This window comes from Cohnella ginsengisoli, assembly GCF_029525555.1.
In the GTDB taxonomy this organism is placed as follows: Bacteria; Bacillota; Bacilli; order Paenibacillales; family Paenibacillaceae; genus Cohnella; species Cohnella ginsengisoli.
In genome coordinates this window covers 372,941-391,397 of sequence record NZ_JAPDHZ010000008.1, presented here as the reverse complement: position 1 = coordinate 391,397, position 18,457 = coordinate 372,941, and the positions used below count along the sequence as shown (strand labels likewise).

The 18,457-nt window shown below is 62.6% G+C and carries 12 protein-coding genes; 5 read left to right on the top strand and 7 right to left on the bottom strand.

Going from position 1 to position 18,457, the window contains the following annotated elements; genetic code table 11:
- Positions 1 to 36: 36 nt before the first annotated feature.
- The 7 genes from OMP38_RS32555 to OMP38_RS32525 form a co-directional block, all read right to left on the bottom strand.
- Positions 37 to 3,711 carry a 3-keto-alpha-glucoside-1,2-lyase-like domain-containing protein gene (locus tag OMP38_RS32555; protein ID WP_277568743.1) on the bottom strand — a complete coding sequence of 1,225 codons (3,675 nt, stop codon included), beginning with the start codon at positions 3,709 to 3,711 and terminating at the stop codon, positions 37 to 39.
- Positions 3,711 to 5,810, bottom strand: coding sequence for an alginate lyase family protein (locus tag OMP38_RS32550; protein ID WP_277568742.1), 2,100 nt, complete (start codon positions 5,808 to 5,810; stop codon positions 3,711 to 3,713). Before OMP38_RS32550 ends, OMP38_RS32555 begins: the two co-directional genes overlap by 1 nt.
- Before the next feature lie 13 nt (positions 5,811 to 5,823).
- A complete protein-coding gene (locus OMP38_RS32545) occupies positions 5,824 to 6,669 on the bottom strand; it encodes a carbohydrate ABC transporter permease (RefSeq protein WP_277568741.1) in 846 nt (281 codons plus the stop codon).
- A gap of 15 nt (positions 6,670 to 6,684) precedes the next feature.
- On the bottom strand, positions 6,685 to 7,578 hold the full coding sequence (locus OMP38_RS32540; protein WP_277568740.1) for a carbohydrate ABC transporter permease: 894 nt from the start codon (positions 7,576 to 7,578) through the stop codon (positions 6,685 to 6,687).
- A gap of 77 nt (positions 7,579 to 7,655) precedes the next feature.
- On the bottom strand, positions 7,656 to 9,089 hold the full coding sequence (locus OMP38_RS32535; RefSeq protein WP_277568739.1) for an ABC transporter substrate-binding protein: 1,434 nt from the start codon (positions 9,087 to 9,089) through the stop codon (positions 7,656 to 7,658).
- Between the two features lie 144 nt (positions 9,090 to 9,233).
- On the bottom strand, positions 9,234 to 10,847 hold the full coding sequence (locus tag OMP38_RS32530; RefSeq protein WP_277568738.1) for a helix-turn-helix domain-containing protein: 1,614 nt from the start codon (positions 10,845 to 10,847) through the stop codon (positions 9,234 to 9,236).
- Positions 10,844 to 12,349 carry a sensor histidine kinase gene (locus tag OMP38_RS32525; RefSeq protein WP_277568737.1) on the bottom strand — a complete coding sequence of 502 codons (1,506 nt, stop codon included), beginning with the start codon at positions 12,347 to 12,349 and terminating at the stop codon, positions 10,844 to 10,846. Before OMP38_RS32525 ends, OMP38_RS32530 begins: the two co-directional genes overlap by 4 nt.
- 709 nt (positions 12,350 to 13,058) lie before the next feature.
- Between OMP38_RS32525 and OMP38_RS32520 the strand changes: the two genes are divergently transcribed.
- The 5 genes from OMP38_RS32520 to OMP38_RS32500 all read left to right on the top strand — a co-directional run bounded on the left by OMP38_RS32520 (position 13,059) and on the right by OMP38_RS32500 (position 18,284).
- Positions 13,059 to 14,039, top strand: a complete 981-nt coding sequence (locus OMP38_RS32520) for a hypothetical protein (protein WP_277568736.1) — start codon at positions 13,059 to 13,061, stop codon at positions 14,037 to 14,039.
- 77 nt (positions 14,040 to 14,116) lie between these two features.
- Complete coding sequence (locus tag OMP38_RS32515) at positions 14,117 to 14,266, top strand: hypothetical protein (protein ID WP_277568735.1); 150 nt, start codon at positions 14,117 to 14,119, stop codon at positions 14,264 to 14,266.
- 205 nt (positions 14,267 to 14,471) lie between these two features.
- A complete protein-coding gene (locus OMP38_RS32510) occupies positions 14,472 to 17,087 on the top strand; it encodes an Ig-like domain repeat protein (protein ID WP_277568734.1) in 2,616 nt (871 codons plus the stop codon).
- A 259-nt stretch (positions 17,088 to 17,346) separates the two neighbouring features.
- On the top strand, positions 17,347 to 18,150 hold the full coding sequence (locus OMP38_RS35350; RefSeq protein ID WP_338130745.1) for an S-layer homology domain-containing protein: 804 nt from the start codon (positions 17,347 to 17,349) through the stop codon (positions 18,148 to 18,150).
- Positions 18,147 to 18,284, top strand: coding sequence for an S-layer homology domain-containing protein (locus OMP38_RS32500; protein WP_277568733.1), 138 nt, complete (start codon positions 18,147 to 18,149; stop codon positions 18,282 to 18,284). Before OMP38_RS35350 ends, OMP38_RS32500 begins: the two co-directional genes overlap by 4 nt.
- The last annotated feature ends 173 nt before the right edge of the window (positions 18,285 to 18,457 follow it).

The window sequence follows — 18,457 nt, the reverse complement described above, 5'->3', positions numbered from 1 at the left end:
CTCCGTTTTCCCGGCTCCGTTTCTCATGCTCCCTGCTTACAGATCAAGCACCCGCACATCGTCGAAGCTCGACTGCGCCCGGTGCGAGCTCAGACCCGCTTTGCCGGTCGCCAGACTCGTGTCCGTGACGGACAGCATCTGCGTGCCGTTCACCCAGAACGACAAGCTGCTGCCGTTCGCGACGGCCTGGAAGGTGTACCAGGTACCCGTCGTCATCGTAAAGGGCACCGTAACGATGTCCGACCATGTGCCGCCGATGCATTTCGAAATTTTCAGCGTGCTGACGGTCCCCGACCCGCCGCTGTAATAGGTGAAGTTGTACTGGTTGTTCGCGTCCTGGTACCGGGCATCGAGGCCGATCCCGGAGTAGGTGCCATTGAAGGAACCGGCCTTCACGCGCGCGGTCACCGCGTAGTTATCCCAGCTTGCGGTGCCGGCGAGCGCATGGACGTTGGCCGCCGTGTTGTCGGACTGCCGGTACACGTAAGTGCCGTCCGTCGCCGTCGCCCAAGTGCCGCCCGTGGTCGTCCATCCGTTCGCATTGCCGTCTTCGAAGTCGTCCGTCAGCAGCACCGGCGAGACGACGACGTCGTCGAAGCTGGCGTCGGCGCGGTGGGCGTTCAGCCCGAATTGTCCCGACGCGAAGGTGCTGTCCGTGGCGGTCAACTCCTTGACGCCGTTGACCCAGAATTCCAGCGTGCTGCCGACGGCGACCGCCTTGAAGGTGTACCAGGTGCCGGTGTTGAACGTGAAAGCCTTCGAGGCAAGCGTGGTCCACGTGCCGCCGACGGCCTTCTGAATCTTAATCAGATTGCCCACGGTGTAGTATTGGAAATTGTAGGTGTTGCTCGTATCCTGGAACCTCGCGTTAAGTCCGATTCCCGCCAGACTTCCGAGCGAAGTCGCCTTTACCTTAGCTGAGAGCTCATAGTCCGTCAACGTGCCCGAGCCGTTCAGCGCGGATACGTTGGTAGCCGCGGCGTCGGTCTGCCGGAGCACCTTCGAGCCGTCGGTCGCGACGCTCCACGTGCCGCCGTTCGTCGTCCAGTCCGCCGCGCTGCCGTCCTCGAAGTCGTCCGTGAAATTCCCGCTTGCGCCGCCGCCCGGATTGGCGTCCGTCGTGAACGAGATGACGACCGAAGCGGAAGAGCCGCTTGCCTCGGTAAAGGTCAAGGTCCGCGTATAAGCCGTGTTCGGCGACAATCCGTTCGTGTTGATGGTGAAATAAAGCTCGTGTTCGCCGCGCAGGTTGCCCGAGGTTTGCGTCAGCGTGAGGAAGCCGCCTTGTCCGGCGACCGTCCAGTTCGTGCTGAGGCCGCCGCCTTTGTTGACCAGCTTGATCTTGTGCAGCTGCGAGGCGTTCGCCGGGTTTTTGACGCCGACGTTGATGGCGGGCGTCACGCTGATCTTGGGCGCGGGAACGCTGCCGATGGCGCCGAGCTGATTGGTCTCCTGGAACTTCTGCACGCCGCCTTTGCTCGCCGTGAGCTTGAGCGTCAGCCACTTGGCCGAGACGCCGGTCGGCACGGTGAAGCTGATCGCCTGTTCCGTTTTCGAGCCGTACGCCACCGTCGCGGCGAAGGAGCCGGTCTGGAACGATGTATAGGCATTCGTAGCGGGATCCACATACCCGGCTTCCCAGTTGACGTTGACGGCCGTGCCGTCTCTTTGCTCGTCGTTGTAGACGATGATCGTCCGGGACGCGGCGCTGCCGCCGGCGAATACGGTCGGCGCCACGCCGATCCGGTTGTTCTGGTCCCCGACCTTGTCGAACGCGGCGACGGGCGAGAACGAATTTTTCGTGTATTCGTAAGAATCGGACGGGATGACCGTCGGGTACGCCGAAGAGAAGACGTTGACGACCGGACGGTCGATCTTGACCGGCTTCACGCCCGGCGCGGTCATATCGGACCACGTCGGATAGAGCGTTGCCTCGATCGGTTCATACGCATAGATCCAGTCGGCGTAATAACGGATGTCCGCGAAGCCGGCGTATCGCATGGCCCGGACCATCCGGTCGGTCGCCCGGTGCCAGACGGCCTGCGAGACGATATTGTCGTTCAGATGGTCTTTCGTGAGCGTCGCGCCGTTATAGCTCCCGTCCGCGTTCAGGGTCGGCCAGCCCTGCGACGGCGTGTAGGCCTCGCCCTCGCCGCGTGGCTTCGTCGCGTTGTTCGTATACAGCCCGTACAAGTTCGCGTGATTCATATATCCGATCGGATAGCCGCCCGTATAGTGATCGTTAAATTCCCAGTCGGTCTCCAAGTCGTCCTGCATAATCGGACGGCTCGTATCCGCGCTCTGGATAGCGGTCGTCACGACGGGCAGCAGCGAGCTCTCGGTTCCCCAATTCTCGTTGCCTCCGCTCCACATCACGATGCTCGGATGGTTGCGGCGCGCCGTTACCCACTGACTGGTCCACTTGGACACATTGCTCATCGCCGTCGTACCGAAGCCCTGGGTGACCTGGTATTGCCAAAAAGGCGTCTCGTCGATGATCAGAAGTCCGATCTCGTCCGCATAGTCGTACAGCTCGTCAATCGCTCCGCCCACGTGGGTGCGCGCGACGTTGTACGTTTTGACCCACTCGTCCATCAGCTTCTTGACCTGGGCGATGTTCGAATCCTTAAAGCTCTGGGAAGCGCTCGGGATCGAGCCGTGCGCGCTGCCTGCGCGCCAGTTGAACTGAAGCGCGTCTCCGCGAAGGTTCGTCTTGATGCCGTTCAGCTGAAAGTAATTCGAGGTCTTCGTGAACTCCCGGAAGCCGAACCGGGTCGTGCTGCTGTCGACCGTGACGCCGGACTGAACGAGGCTGACGCCGAGGTTGTAAAGCTTCGGATCGTGCGTCCACCAATACTTGGCGTTGGTCCAGGAGATATTGTTCCAGACCACCGTCTGGGTGCCGCCCGCGGGGACGGTGACGCTCTGGTCGGCGAAGCTCTTCTCCAGCGCGCCCCCGACAAGCGTCGCCGCGCTCTTGACGGTCGCCGTCTGGGAAGTCGCCGTCTTATTGACGACGGTCGTCACGATCTGGATGACGTCGTCGGACGGGTCGGCGTTGTTCTGCAGGTTCGTCACGACCTGCGTATCCGCGATGTAGAGCTTGGGATAGGCGACGAGATGCACGTCGTCCTTGATGCCCCGTCCTTGTCCCCAGGGCATGTTGTCCAGCCCGATCGGGTACATCGGCTTGCCGGTGCCGGATTCGATCGCGTCGGCCGGGAAGGACTGCAGGCCCCAGACGCGAACCTCGAGCGTGTTGGAGGCGCCCGCGTTCGCGACGGACGTGATGTCCAGCTTGTACGGCAGGCGGGTCATCAGGTAGCCGTTCGTGTCGGTCGCGATTGGCGTGCCGTTGACGAATACCTTCGCGAGCGGCGCGATCTGATCGAAGTCGAGGAAGATTTCTTTGCCCGACATGGAAGAGGGAATGGTGAAATTGCGCTTGTATACGCCGTAATTAAGCGTCGCCCAGCTGGACGGATAACCGAAGTTCTCGGCTTCGTCCCAATAGGAGGGGACGACGATGTCGTACCGGGTCGTGCCGCCGTTCGGATAGAAGTCCCAGATGCCGTTCAGCGACGCGGACTCCCGTTCCCCGGCCGCCGCTGCCGGCTTCGGTGCCACGGCCGCGAAGGCGATCAGCAGACTGCAGCAGATTAGAACCTGGATCAGCCTTGCATAAGCGTTTTTGCTCGTCGAAATTCCCATTATCGAACCTCCTGAATTAGTAGCGGTTCCTTCAAGCGAGAAATCGAGATTGCGCTTAAATCAGGATTCTTTCGTAGCTTTCCGGGTTCGCGTCCAGCCGGTACCGGCCGCCGCTTGCGTTCTCCAGTTCGATCCGGACGTCCAGCGTCTCCTCGTCGATCCGGCAAGCGATGCATCGCCAGCCGGGATCCGAATCGTCGTGCGGCGCGACGACGGCGACGATGCCGGCGGTGCCTCTGAATGCGGCATCCGCCCGAAGCGCCGGCACTTCGTATTTGGTCCCGTAGCTGTCCGAACGGTACCCGGTCAGGTCCGAAACGGCAGGCGCCTCGCAAGCGCCGCCGAAATGCCAGCTCATTCGAAGTCTTGCATCCCCCCCCCCCTTCAGGCTGTATGCAATAGGCAAACCCACCCTCCGCTTCGCTGACCGTCGTATCCCGATGCAGGTAGAAATGCTGCGACAAGCGGTGGCCGCCCGACGCGATCAGCCAATCGACGAGGATGAGCAAGTTCAGCTGCCGGTCGACGATCAGCCACCGGCGATGCGTCACGGGATCCGGCAGGCGCGAGTAGCCGTCGTGGGAGGCGTCCAGCAAGGTGTAGTCGGCTTGATGCACGGACCGGTGAAGCGTGACCGCCGCTTCTCGGTCGGACCAGCGCTGGCTGGACACGTATTCCGTCTGGTCGAGACCGTCGACCGCGATCGTGTTGTGCGCCGCCGTTCCTTTAAAATAGCGCCTGTCGGCGCCCTCTTCGTACGTGTACCTGCCGTTATCCAGGAAAACGGCGCGCCCCCGGTAAAACCATTCGAACTGCAGCGCGTCGGCATGTCCGTGCGCGCCGCCCAGCGGCGCGGCGTCGAACAGCAGGTAGTGCCGCGGATCGCGCAAGACGTGATAGCCGGCATGCGGGAAGACAAGATACGAGGGGGCGGTATCCGCATCGCGTGCACCCGATCCGCCGACTTCCAAGCCGCCAGCACCGGCGCCGCCGATACCCGCGCCGCTAGCGCCGATGCCGTTGGCACCCGAACCGTCGGCACCCACACCGTCCTCGCCTTCGCGCGCCGCCCATCCCGCGACAATCGCCTGGCCCGCGATCCAGACATCCTCCCAATCCGGCTCGCCGCGCGCCCGCAGCGCGTCGTCCTCCAGCACCTCGCCGAGCAACGCCAGCATGCGCGCTCCCCAGCGGTTGCGGTCCGAGTCCGACAGCGGGCTCGAGCTGCCGTCCGGCCGGACCGTCGCGGCCGCGAAGTCCGCCATGGCGGCCAATCGCGCGCGATAGGCGTCCGGGAAGCGGTCGCCCGTCTTGCGGGCCAACAGATAAGGGAGCGCGAAGCATTCGATCGCGGCATTGTGATAGTGGACGGCAAGCTCCGTCTGGACGCCGTCCTCGCCGACCTGGCGCAGGATGCACAGCTCCAGGCGCTCCAGCGCCAGCTGCCGCCAGAAGGCGGCGCGCGGATGGTCGCCGAGCAGCGCGGAGATCGCGTGCAGCCCCTGCATATGCATGATGGCGTGGTTGATCGCGGGATCGCCCAGATATGCTGCAAGATAAGCGGCATGCGCGGCGAGCGCATCCTCGAACTGCGCCAGCCATGCCGCATCCCGCTGCCAGACCGGCTCCATGCAGGCATAGGCGAAAATCCACGAGAGCGGGCGCACGCCGGTCTCGAGCAGGCGCCACGGACCCGGCTTCTGAAAATAAGCGGCTTCCTCGTACGCCTCTCCCTCCGGGACGGGGCAGCTTCGGATCCAATCCGTCAGCTGCGCCGCGGCGTCCTGCGCATACGATTCGTCGCCCGTCAGCAGATACGCTTTTCCCATCGCCCGCAGGTGGCCGTGCCGGTTCAGCACCCAGGTGAACTCGGGGTCGCGCGAAGGGTTGTATAGCCAGTCGATCGGCGTCCCGAGGTCGACCCATTCGCCGGCCATCATCGAGAAGGGGACGCGGAAATGCCCCCGTCTCGCGCGCTCCGCGGTTTCCAGCGCTTCCGCCGCGCCTGCCGGATGGCCTGCCGCATAGGCGGCGGCCGCTTGCTTCAATTCCTCGAAAGTCAAATAGTAGCCGTTCGCCCGGCTTCTCGTCGTCGGCATGTTCGTCACGCTCCTACCCCTTTACCGAACCGGCCGTAACCTGAACGAAGGATTTGTTGGCGAGCAAATAGACCAGCAGCAGCGGCAGCAGCGAGATGCAGGCGCCAGCCAGCATCAGATCGGTCTGCATGGCGGCGGATACGCCGTACCGCAGGTTCGCGAGCCCGACCGTCAGCGTCTGCAGCTTGGGATTCGTCATCGTGAAGACGGAGGGGAGGATGTACTCGTTCCAGGCGCTGCGGAAGACGAACAGGCCGGCGACGCCAAGTCCAGGCTTCAGGAGCGGCAGGATGACCGAGCGGAAGGTGCGGAAGAAGCCGCTGCCGTCGATCATGGCCGCCTCGTCGAGATCGCGCGGGATCGAGCGCATGAAGCTCGCGAGCATGAAGTACGTGCCGGCATGCCCCGCGATCAGGATGAGCACGACGCCCCACAGCGTGCGGTGCAGGCCGACGGCGACCATCAGGTCGAACTGCGGCTTGAGCACGACGGCGCCGATGGAGATGAACATCGTCGAGGCCTGGACGGCGATCGCCAGCCTTTTGCCGGGAAAATCGCGCCGGTCCGCGGCATACGCCGCCATGGCCGCGACGATCAGGGTGCCGACGGTCGCCGCTACGCTGACGAACAAGCTGTTCCAGGAGAAGCGCGCGAAGTTGGCGCCTTTCCACGCCTTGGAATAATTCGCGAACTGCCAGTGGGCCGGCCAGAACGAGCCGCCGCCGCTTAGCTCCGCGTTGGTCTTGAACGAGCCGAGCACGGCCATGAGGACCGGATAGAGGATGACGGCGGCCACGAGCAGGAGAAATGCCCCGGCCAGCACGTTCGCCCCCGAAGGCCGCTTGGACCATCTGTTCATGGCGATACGCCCTTTCTAATAAAGCGAATTGAGTTTTTTGGACGCATAGAAGTAGATCAGCGTGACGGCGCCGATCAGCAAGGCCGCGGCGAAGCCCACGGCGCTGCCGTAGCCGTACTGCTGAACCTCCGCGGTGGTCGAGGCGACGGGAAAAAACATTTTGTACACGTACAGGAACATGACGTCGGTCTTGCCGAACGGCCCGCCCTGCGTGAGCACCATGATGCTCTCGTAGCCCTTGAGGGAGACGGTGATGGCGAGCAGCATGACCATCTGCAGTACCGGTCCCAGCATCGGAATCGTAATGTAGAAAAATTGCTGGACGGGCCGGGCGCCGTCGATGGACGCGCTCTCGTAGATGTCGCGGGGGATGCCCTGCAGGCCGGCGAGGAACAGCAGCATGTAGTTGCCCACCGCGCCCCAGATCGCGATCAGAATCATGGTCAGCATCGCGTAGTTCGCGCCCAGCCATTCGACGCCGCGCGACAAGCCGATCTGCTGCAGCAGCTGGTTGAGCATGCCGTTGTAGGAGTTGAAGATGACGTAGAAAACGATGGACATGACGGATGCGCTCAGCACCGTCGGCATGAAGAAGATCGTCTTGAACAGTCCCGCGCCCCGCATGCGGCGGTTCAGCAGGACGGCCAGCAGCAGCGACAGCGGCAGCGTCACGAGAAGCTTGCCGCCGGCATATACCAGCGTGTTGGTCACGGCGTTCCAGAATCGCTCGTCGTGGTACAGCCTTTCAAAATTGTAAAGCCCGACGAACTTGGGCGTGCCGTAGCCCGCGTACTCGTAGAACATGTAGCGGATCGCCCAGAAGATCGGATAGATGCCGAGCGCGAGCGTGAGCAGCAGGCTCGGGAGGGTGAAGGCGACGGCCTCCAGTTTGATTCGGGTGCGGTGCATGCGGGTATCTCCTTCCGGTGGAAAAGAAAGGGGCCCTCAGTCGTTGGCTGAAAGGCCCCTCTTGCGGCAATGCCGGATTACTTCGCGAGCGTGCCTTGCAGCTGGCTAAGATCGAAGTCGGGCATCGGCTCGGCCTTCACTTCGCCGGACGCCTTGGCCTTGTCGAGCGCGGCGTTGTATCTCGCGTTCAGATCCTTGATGACGGCATCCAGATCGCCGCCGACGAGAATATACTTGATGAGCGCCTCTTGGTAGCCCATGCCTTCGATCGCGATGATCGGCACCGGCGGGATGATCGCGTCGAACTTGGTCGGCATGAAGCCGTCGATGCCGTTGATCTCCGGTTTGCCCGCCTTCGCGATTACGGAAGGCACGACGGAGAGGCCGACGCCGTCCTCTTGATACGATTTGAGCACTTCGTCGCTGTACATCCACTCGATGAACTTCCAGGCTTCTTCCTTATGCTCGGATTTGGGGCTGAGTCCGATGAAGATGCCTGCGTTGCCGACGGGCACGATGCCTCGCTGCTGGCCGTCGATCGTCGGCGGCAGCGCCGACGCCCATTTGATCTTCGCGGGGAACTGGTTCTTGTACACGAGCGGCTCGGAAGCGGTCGAGACGTACATCCCGATCTTGCCCTCCGCGAATTGCGCGCGCAGCGGATCGATATCCAGCTGCTCGACGCCGGGGATGAAGCTGCCGTCCAGCTTCATCTGGCGGTAGGCTTCGATGATCGGCTTCAACTGCGCGAAGTCGAAGGCGCCCTTCTTGTAATCGTAGCCGCTGCTGCCCATGCCGCTCAGCATCCCGATCGGGTCGGCGAAGCGAAGGCCGGAGCCGGTGCTCTTCAGGTTGCCGGCGATGCCGTAGGCGCCGTCGGCTTTGCCCGCCGCGGTCAGCTTCTTCGCGACGTCGATCATCTCCTGCAGCGTCTTCGGCGGCTCTTTGATGCCGGCTTTTTCGAACAGCTCGACGTTGTAGATCAGACGCTGGGTCGTGCCGTAGTTCGGCAGCGTATACGTCTTGCCGCCGATCTGGTTCACGCCTTCGCGGAGCAGGGAGCCGAAGCGTTCCTTCATGTCGGGCGTCAGCAAATCGTCGAGCGGCGCGAGATACCCTTTTTTCACGAATACGCTCAGGCTCGGCAGGCCGTTGACGCGCACGATGTCCGGCGCCTGGTTCGACGCGAAGGCGATGTCCAGCTGCTGATCGTAGTTTTCGGCCATGATGTTGACTTCGACCTGGATATTGTCTTTGTTCGTCTCGTTGTACCGGGCGATCTCCGCCTTGATGTGGTCGGTCGCGCCGCGGTCCGGCGTCCAAAAGTTCAGCTTGACCGGTTCGGCTTGCGACGCCGCAGGCGAAGCTGCCGGCGAGCTGGACGCCGCGCCGGTTCCGGACGGCGCGCTCGAGGCGGAAGGCGACGCGTTCCCTTCGTTGTTGCCGCCGCAGGCGGCCAGGCTCGACGCGAGGATTCCCGTGAGCGCGATTCCTAACCATTTTCTAGCCATACTGTTCTCCCCTTCTTGGATCATCCGTTGGTAGGGGCGCGAGCATCCGCGGGTCACTCGCCGCCCCTCTGATACAAACAATAACAGCGCGCGGGGAATCGGGGAGGAGGGGTAAACGCGAATCGAGAGGGGGGAAAACGACGATTAACCGGAGATGCGCTGTCTGTACTCGGAAGGCGTGAGGCCGGTATGCTTCTTGAACGCGTCGCTGAAGTACACGCGGTCCTCGTAGCCCAGCATGGCGGCGATCTCCTGCACCTGCTTGCCTTCGGCGAGCAGCTCCTTGGCCCGGTTCATCCGTTCCGCGATGATAAACTGCGCGACGGTGACGCCGGTCTGCTTTTTGAACAGGTTGGCGAAATAGCTCGTGCTAAGGCAGGCCAGCCGCGCGAGCGACTGCACGGTGAGCGACTCCTGCAGATGCGCTCTGATATAGGCGACCGAACGCTGGATATCGGCTTCCGACTCGTGCGTCCGCTCCGCGGCGATCCGGTCGCAGACGTCCGCGCATACGCGGTCTATTGTCTCCTTCCAGGCGGCCAGCGTCCGCGGCGCCTCGGCGCGCAGCGCCCGGAGCTCGCCCGCCGCCCGGCCGCGCGCGTCCGCGTCCTTGCCGGCGGCCGCCGCGAGGACGCCGTACAGCGCCTCCGCCAGCTTGAGGAAGGCGGACGCCGTTCCGTCCGGCGCGACCTGCGTCCGCTTGTCGTCGAATCCGGCGTAGATCGCGCTTAACGCCTCCAGGGCGCGGGTCTTGTTGCCGGCGCGGGCGTACAGCAGCAGCTCCTTTTCGCTGTCCGGAGAGTAGGGCTCGGTCTCCGCCGGGCGGTCGGCCAGGTCCGCGTAGCGGAACACGCTGTTGCCGCCGGAGAAGAAGCTGTAGGACAGCGCGGCAAGCGCATGGCGGTACGATTCGGGCAGCTCTCTCACCGTCGGCGCCGGGGAGCCGACGCCGATCGAGACGGTATGGCGCGAGTAGCGTTCGACGTGCTCTCTGCACAGCTCGGCCAGCTGGCTCGTGGCATCGGCATCCTGACCTGCGTTCAAGACAAGCGCGAACCGGCTCAGCCCGTCGCGGACGACGACGCCCCGGGTCGCTTGGGCGACCGTCTCCTCCAGGATGTTGGACAGCGAGAAGCGGGCGAGCTCGATGTCCAGGATGCCGCCCGATGCGACGGACGGCTCCGCGCCGTCGATCTCGACGGCCAGGACGACGAAGTCCGCCATCGCCGGCGGCAGCTGCAGGAAGTCCCAGCGCTTGGCCGTCTGCTCGGGCGTCGAGGCGACACGGAGCAGCAGCTGCACGAATTCCTGCCGGAGCAGCGGCAGGCTCTCGCGCACGCGGCTCTCCAGGCCGCGCACGCGCGCGGTTTCCTCGCGTTCGGCCTCGATCCGAGCCTTGGCCTTGTTCACGACCGCCACGATCTCCTCCGCCAGAAACGGCTTGCTGACGAAGTCGAAGGCGCCGAGCCGCACCGCCTCCTGCGCGTACTCGAAGTCGGTGTAGCCGCTGATCAATATGACCTTGCAGGGCCAGCCGAGGTCCAGTACGTCCCGGAACAGCTCGATGCCGTTCTTGCGGGGCATCCGGATATCGGTGATCAGGATATCGGGCCTCTCGCGCCGCACCAGCGCAAGCCCCGCCTCGCCGTCCATGGCGGCGCCCGCCGGCTCGATCCCGTGTTCCTCCCAGCGGATATGGTTCATGATCCCGTTGCATACGATTCGGCTGTCGTCGATGACGCAGAGCTTCGGCTTCATCTCTCGTTCCCTCCCGATAGCGGCAGTAGAATGGTGATCCTCGTTTGAACGAACGGCTCGCTCTCCAGCAGGAATTCGGCCCGTTCGCCGTAGTGCAGCAAAATGCGGCGGTACACGTTGCGCATCGCGTACCCTTTTCTGCCGGCTTCGATCGCTTCGCCTTCCTGCGGCTCCTGCATGGTCGCTCTCGTCGCTTCCTCGGCGTTCATGCCGGCGCCGTTGTCCGTCACCGCGATCCGGATCGAATCGCCTTCATCCGCGACGTCGATGACGATCCGGCCGCCTTCCGTAAAATCCCTGAAGCCGTGCAGGATGCTGTTCTCGACGAGCGGCTGCAGCATGATTTTTACCATCGGCATGTCTAGCAGCGAAGCGTCGAAGCTGCGTCGGATCTCATAGTCGAACAAGCCCTCGTAGCTCACCTGCTGGAGCCGCAGGTAGTGCTCGACATGCTCCAGCTCCAGGCCGAGCGTCGTCAGCTCCAACCCTTGGTTAAGCCCCAGCTTGAACAGCCGGGACAGCGAGATGATGAGCCGGCGCGTCTCGTCCGCCGCCCCCGACTCCGACACCCAGACGATCGTGTTGAGCGTGTTGTACAGAAAGTGGGGGTCGATTTGGGCTTGCAGGGCTTTGGCCTCCGCGATCCGCTTCTCCTTCTCCCGCTCGCCGAGCTCCGAGATGAGGATGCCGATCTGGTCGAGCATGGCATTGAATTTGTAGCCGACCTGCGAGACTTCGTCCCGATAGCCCGAGCTGTACCGCACGTCGAGATTGCTGAGCCCGACCTGCTTGATCGTACGCTGCAGCGCGCGGAGCGGACGGAGCAGGAGCGCGGTCAGCACGTGGGAGATCAGGATCGCGACGGCGATGCCGCTCCCGATGATGACGATCGTCAGCCACTTGATCCGCTCGACCTGCCTGAACAGCTTGTCCTTGGACTGGACGCTGTACAGCGTCCAATTTTCCGCCACCTTGAGCGCGGCGCGGTTGACCAGGTACTCGCTGCCGTCTTGCTTGTAGATCGCCGATGGCTTGTCCTTCGACGCGAGCGCCCATTCGTTCAGGCCGGCTTCGGGAATCAGCGGCGCCGTGCCGGGATCGAAGCCGTAGCGTCCCTCGTCGGTGACGAGAAAATAATGCTTGCTGTCGCTCCCGAGGTTGCTCGTGACGACGCGCTTGATCGCCGATTCGCTGACGTTGATGACCAGATAGATGTCGCTGTTGGTTTGGGAGAACGCTCTCAACACGAGGGAGACGACCCGGTCTTTGCCGGTAAAAATCGCGTCCTCGTGCCCCGCGACCCACATCGAGATGCCGGGTCTGGCGTCGATCGCCTGCCGCATGGGCGAGCCCGCGAAGGAAAAGGACGGATTGCGATAGTAGCTGGTGGGAAAAAACTCGCCGATCGGCGTGCTGATTAAAATCGATTGTACGGCCGGATTCGTCATTTTCAGCTGCGTGAAGGGGGGTCTGGAGCGCGCTGAGGTCCGCGTAGTAGGCATCGCTCTGGCCGCGGTTCGCGTGATTGACCATCTCGGTGAACGGCGCGCTGATCATGAGCGTGAGGCTCGATACGAGCAGGCCTTTGAGCTGCTCGTCCAGCAGCTGGGCCGTCTTGCTGAGCGTCTCCTGACTTTGACTCGTGGCGTTGCCCTCGAGCTCCCGGGTCGCGATCACGTAAGACATGACGCTCGTGACCAGAATGGCCGCTGCGATGACCAGGATGAAAGAGATCGTCATGCGGCTCCGGAAGGATAGCTTGTACAGCAGCATGCGGACGGTTTCCATGCGGGATAACTCCTTGCGCTTGGCGCGATGGATGTCGATGTCTTTATGCTCTTAGACTAGCGGGGAAGGAGAATTTTGTAAACGATGCGCAAAGACTTTATAGGAAGTCCGGAGGAGTGAGAAATGCAACTTAAGCGGGTTTCGAGCGTCTATTTTAGTAGAAATTAACATTTATTAAGAATGGTGGAGGTCTTATCCATGAAAAAGGGACTCAAGCGGATGGTTCCCGGTATGCTCGCGCTTATGATTGGCTCATCCCTGGCTGCCCTGCCGGGACAAGGCGTAGCGGGCGCCCAATCTGCGATTGGCGCGGTATCGAATGCCCAGCCTCCGAAATCCGATATCGCGCTATATCCCGTCGGGAGAGTCTATGATCTACGGAAACAAGAGGATCAGTTATTTGTTCGCAACGGCGTGGCGTATATGTCGCTGAAAGAACTGTCGGTCATATTCAGCGATTATGTATGGACTGTAGACAAAAACGGCTTACTGAACGTCACGGGTCCGAATCATAAATTGTCATGGGGACCGGCCTCGAAGTATGCCTACACGAACGGAGGCAAGCTTCCGATGGCGGCCGCCCCCATGAAGAAAAACGGAGAATGGTTCTATCCGCTCAAGTCGCTGTCGGCTTGGGCCGGAGGGAAGATCGTCGCCTATCCAGGCAAGGAGATCGGTATCGAGTACACGCCACTGAGCATGGTTGCAGGCGATCCTGCAGGCTGGTATTGGGTACGCAGGGACAACGGTATCGTATACACGTCCAAGGGCGGCGAGCTGCCTCACTCCATCGGCTGGTCGAATGTGCAGGCGTACCAATACTATGGAATGGGCGTTATCAAGCTGGAAGAAGGCGGCGTGCTGTTGAAGATCGCGCACGGCCATGGAGAGCCGAGCCTGGGCACCGATCTTTATGCGCTCGTCATTCGGAACGGCAAGCTGGCGAGCCAGACGGCCGAACGCTATTACGGCTTTCACCCGACCAAAAGCATAGATAAGTCCTCGGACGGCTACTATGCTCTGCTGAACGGCACAAAGGCCGTGTTCCTGGATCGGAAAGGCAACCAGGCATCCGCTTATGATATGGCGGCTTTTCTCGGCGGCGAGGGCAATTTTACGCTGGAATATGCCGCTGTAGACGAAGGGATAGCCCTCGTCCGTCCTTACCAAGCGGGCATGCTGCTGCTGGTCGATTTGAAGAATAATAAAGCCGTGCCGCTTTACAAGCAGCTCCTGTCGGACGATGAACAGAAGCTGCTGGAGAGTTGGGGGAAAGCCGACGGCGACTATCCGACGGACCGGCTGACACTGGTCAAGAGAGAAGGGAATACCTTTACCTTCACGCATCAAGCGCTTATGGGGCAGGAGAAGCAGACGATGACTTATAACTGGGACCGGGGATAAGGTCAAGTCTCAATCTGGGCAAAGAAACGACCGTCACGAAAACGATCGCGTTCGAGCCGCCCGCGACGAAGGATACGTTGCTTCACGCGCTGGAGACAACCTTCAATAACGCGGACTACACGGTTTCTTTGCAGCCGGGAGAGAACAGGTTCAAGATTACCGCAACGAACAAGTACGGCAAGTCGACGGATATAATCTATACCGTCACTTACACGCCGGCGCCATAAAGCAACGGCCTCCTTCAACGAGACGAAGGGGGCCGACTTTTGTTACGCGTCATACCAGCCGCCGGTACAAGTCAACGACCTCCGTCGAAGGCTATGGTTAGGATGCGAGAAATAGGCGGACGATGGGCACTCTCTTTCATTACGGTGTGATAGAATAATAGAAATGGTTTCCACTAGAATTGCCGCAAAGAAAGGATGTTTAAGTTTGAAAAAGAGCTTTCTCGTGTTCATCGCGCTGTCGCTGATCTTCGGGCCGCTGCTCGTGCCGCCGTCTAAGGCAAGTGCAGCCGGCGTTGCGTTTACTTCCATCTCAAGCCAACAATGGACCTCGTTCGCTTTAGATCAAGACGGAGCGATTTGGGCTTGGGGATACAATCTATCCGGTCAGTTTGGGGACGGCACCACGTCCACCGCCGAGCGATTGCCCGCTCGAATCGAAGTCAGGGACAGCGGAGGCGCGCTGGTTGCTTTTAAGCAGGTGGAGCCCGGATTCACCCACGCGATCGCATTGGATACCGCAGGGCGGATCTGGACCGCCGGGCAAGACGATTACGGCAATCTCGGAAACGGTACGTCTCCTTCGTCTTCGTCCTGGAAGAAGCTGACCGTCATGGACGCAGGCAGCCCAGTTGCCTTCAAGCAGGTTGCAGCCAACCGGACTACAAGTTATGCGCTGGATAACAGCGGCCGCTTATGGGCATGGGGATTGTACATCAATGGCGGGAGTGCCGATCAAGTGCCGACTTTATTCCCGATAACGGATGGCGCTACTCCTGTCGTATGGAAGACGATATCCGGACAGGAGCAGCATCTCGTCGGCATCGATTCGAACGGACAGCTGTGGCAGATTCAAGAATCGGGCATCAACGTTCACAAGTTCGTATTGGACGATGGGGGCACGGCGCCTCAGTTCAAGTCCGTCGCCGCCGGAAGCGGGTACGGAGACGGGGGACATCTCGCGGTGGCGCTCGAGAGCGACGGAGATATATGGACCTGGGGGACCAACAATTACGGTCAGCTGGGCGATGGCGCGCCGGATTCGGACACGAGTTGGTCGCCGGTGAAGCAGACGATCATGGACGGCGGCAGTCCGGTCAAGTTCAAGCAAGTGTCGGGCGGCAATCATTATGCGCTGGCGCTGGATACGAGCGGCAACGTATGGGCGTGGGGCAAAAACGACTACGGGCAGTTGGGGGACGGCACGACGACAAGCGGGGGGCTCCCTCTTAAAATTGCCTTCGCGGACGGCGGAACGCCGGTCTCCATAAAATCGGTAACCGCCAGCTACGAGCGTTCGTTCGCGCTTGACGACGCCGGACGAATATGGGCCTGGGGCGGCGGACAGAAGATCCCTGCAAAGCTGGCGTTCCAGCCGAAAGTCGACTTGTCCGCCTCGAAGTCCTCTTCCACCTACCTGGAGGAAATCACGCTGACTGCCGCGGCCACCGGCGATCTGGATATGCCGACCGGGTCGGTCGCGTTCAGGGAAGGCGCGACTGTGCTGGGGACGGTGGCGTTGACGGGCGGGACCGCGGAGCTCGATCTGTCGAACCTGTCGGTCGGGCCGCATTCCATCGTCGCTTATTATGAGGGCGACGGCAATTATGCGTCGGGCGCATCGGATGTTCTAATGCATACGGTCGTCATGCCGGCTGCGCCGGCGATCGCGCTGACGCCCTCCACGACGGGCGATACGTTCGATCCGGTGACCGTGTCCGTCAGCGTGCAGATCGACGGCGCCGGCAACGGGTTGAGCGTGCTGAAGTGGCTTGCCGGGAACCGCGTCGCGTCGGACTTTGCGAGCGCAGGCACGGATATTACCGTTGCGCAAAGCCTGGATGTCGCAAGTAACGGCACCTATACGGTCTACGCCAAAGACACGGCGGGCAATGAGGCATTGAAAACGATCAGTATCTCCAATATTTTGACGGCGGGCGATCCAGCCGCGCTGGAGGCGGCGATCGCGGATGCGCAGCAGGCGCTGGACGATCATCCGGCGGGCACGGATGTCGGGCAGGCTCCGGCTGGTGCGCGGAGCACGCTGAGCGAAGCGATCGGGGCCGCGCAGGCGGTTGCCGACGACGCCGCGAATCGGACGCAGGCGCAGCTGGATGCCGCGCAGACGACGTTGGAGGCGGCGATTGCGACCTTCCGGGCGGCCGTCGTCGGCATCGTCCTGACGACGCCGGACGCCGGCTTGTACGGCGCGGGCGATAAGCTTGGGTTTACGCTGACCTACCGGGACGCAGTCGTCGTGACGGGTGCGCCGCGCATCGCCGTCGCGCTCGACGGCGGCTCGGTGGCCGAGGTCGTATATGCGGCGTATACGGGCGCCCGCGGCACGCCCGTCACCCGGCTCTCGTTTGCCTACGAGGTACAGGCGGGACTGGCGGATACAGACGGCATCGCGGTCTCTTCGCTTGTCGACTTGCCGGACGGCGCGGATATCGAGCCGGCATCCGGCGTCGGGACGGCTTTGTTGAGCTATGCCGTGCCTGATACGAACGCTGTACGCGTCGTGTCGATCCCGCCTGCGCTTGAACTGAGCGCGGCTACGGCTCCGGGCGCTACGGCGGTCGTTACGGTGACGGGCAGCGTCTATGGCGAGGCCTCGGCGGGCAATGCGCTTGCCAAGCTGCGCTGGCTCCCGGGGGAATCGAACGCTCGCGGACTTCGAGGGAGGAGAAGTGGGCACGGACATTCTGGCGGCGCGCGCATTTACGGTCGACGCCAACGGCGCCTATACCGTCTACGCCCGCGATGCGGCGGGCAACGAAGCGGTGAAGGCCGTCACTGTCAGCGCGATCGCCGCGCCGTCTGACCCGGATCAGGCACAAGTAGATGATCCGTTGCGCAAATACATCATTCGATGGACGGCCGACAAGGCCAGTCGCGATACGAAGTGGACGCAGGAGGAGCTCGCAGCCGGCGCGATCCAGCTGGACGGCCGGGCGCTGTTCGCGAATGCTGCCGGCTCCTTGACGCTGACGCTGCCTTCGGACACCGTCGACCTGCTCCGGCAGGTCAATCCGAACGGCGCGCTGCAGGTCCGTACGGGCTTGGCGGATTACGAGCTGCCCATGGCGATGCTACGCGAGCTGTCCGACCGATCGTTCGACGAGCTCCGCGTGCGGCTGTCCCTTGCGGGCGATGCCGAGCGGAGCGAGGTCGCGCGCGCGGCGGAGCGGCTCGGCGCAGTCATGCACGGACAGCCGCTCCAGCTGGAGCTGACGCTGCTCGCCGGAGGGACCGAGCGGCCGTTGTCCGCTTACGGACATTACGTCACGGTCACGGTCCCGCGGCCGGCAACCGGGATTCAAGGTCGGCTGTTCAGCGCGGTTTACGCAGCTTCGCAGCAGACGTTTGCGCCGGTGCCGACCATGCTTGGGGATGCGGACGTGCAGTGGAAGACGCAAACGGGCGGCCTCTATGCCTTGCTGACCTACGACAAGCGGTTTGCCGACGTTCAAGGCTCGTGGGCGGAAGAAGACGTTCACACGCTTGCTTCCTTGCTCGTCATTAACGGGGTCGACGAGGGCAGCTTCGCGCCCGGCGCTCCGGTCACCCGCGCGGAAATGACGGCCATGGTCGTACGCGCCCTCGGCTTGCAGGATGCAGCCGCGACGAGTCCGGCCTTCGGCGATGTCGCCAGCGGCAGCTGGTATGCAGAGGCTGTGGCGGCCGCGGCGCAAGCGGGCATCGTGCAGGGCGAAGCAAGCGGACGATTCCGTCCGGATGCGCCCATCAGCCGACAGGAAGCCGCGGCCGTGCTCATGCGAGCGATGACGACGGCGGGTCATTCCCCCCCGCGTCAGGCTCGCCAGCGGCGCTCGCCGGCTTCGCCGATGCAGGACAGGTCTCGGCCTGGGCCCGGGAAGCGATGACGGCCGCCGTCCATAGCGGCTTGATCCAGGGCGATCCGTCTGGACGCCTTCGCCCGCAGCAGCAGATTACGCGCGCGGAGACCGCGGCGATGCTCCTGCGTATGCTGCGCGCGGTCGGCTTCCTCGATGCCTGAGGGGCGGACCGTTCGAACGCGGCCATGAATCTCAACTTCATAGAATGATATCGGGAGGGGCCGCCGGCCCCTCTTTTTCCATGCCGCCCGTCCCGTCCGGACCCAATGCCGATGGACGGCGCATACTGGAACATAACGTTGACGCGCTGTATAGGCGCGAACGCAGAGAACCA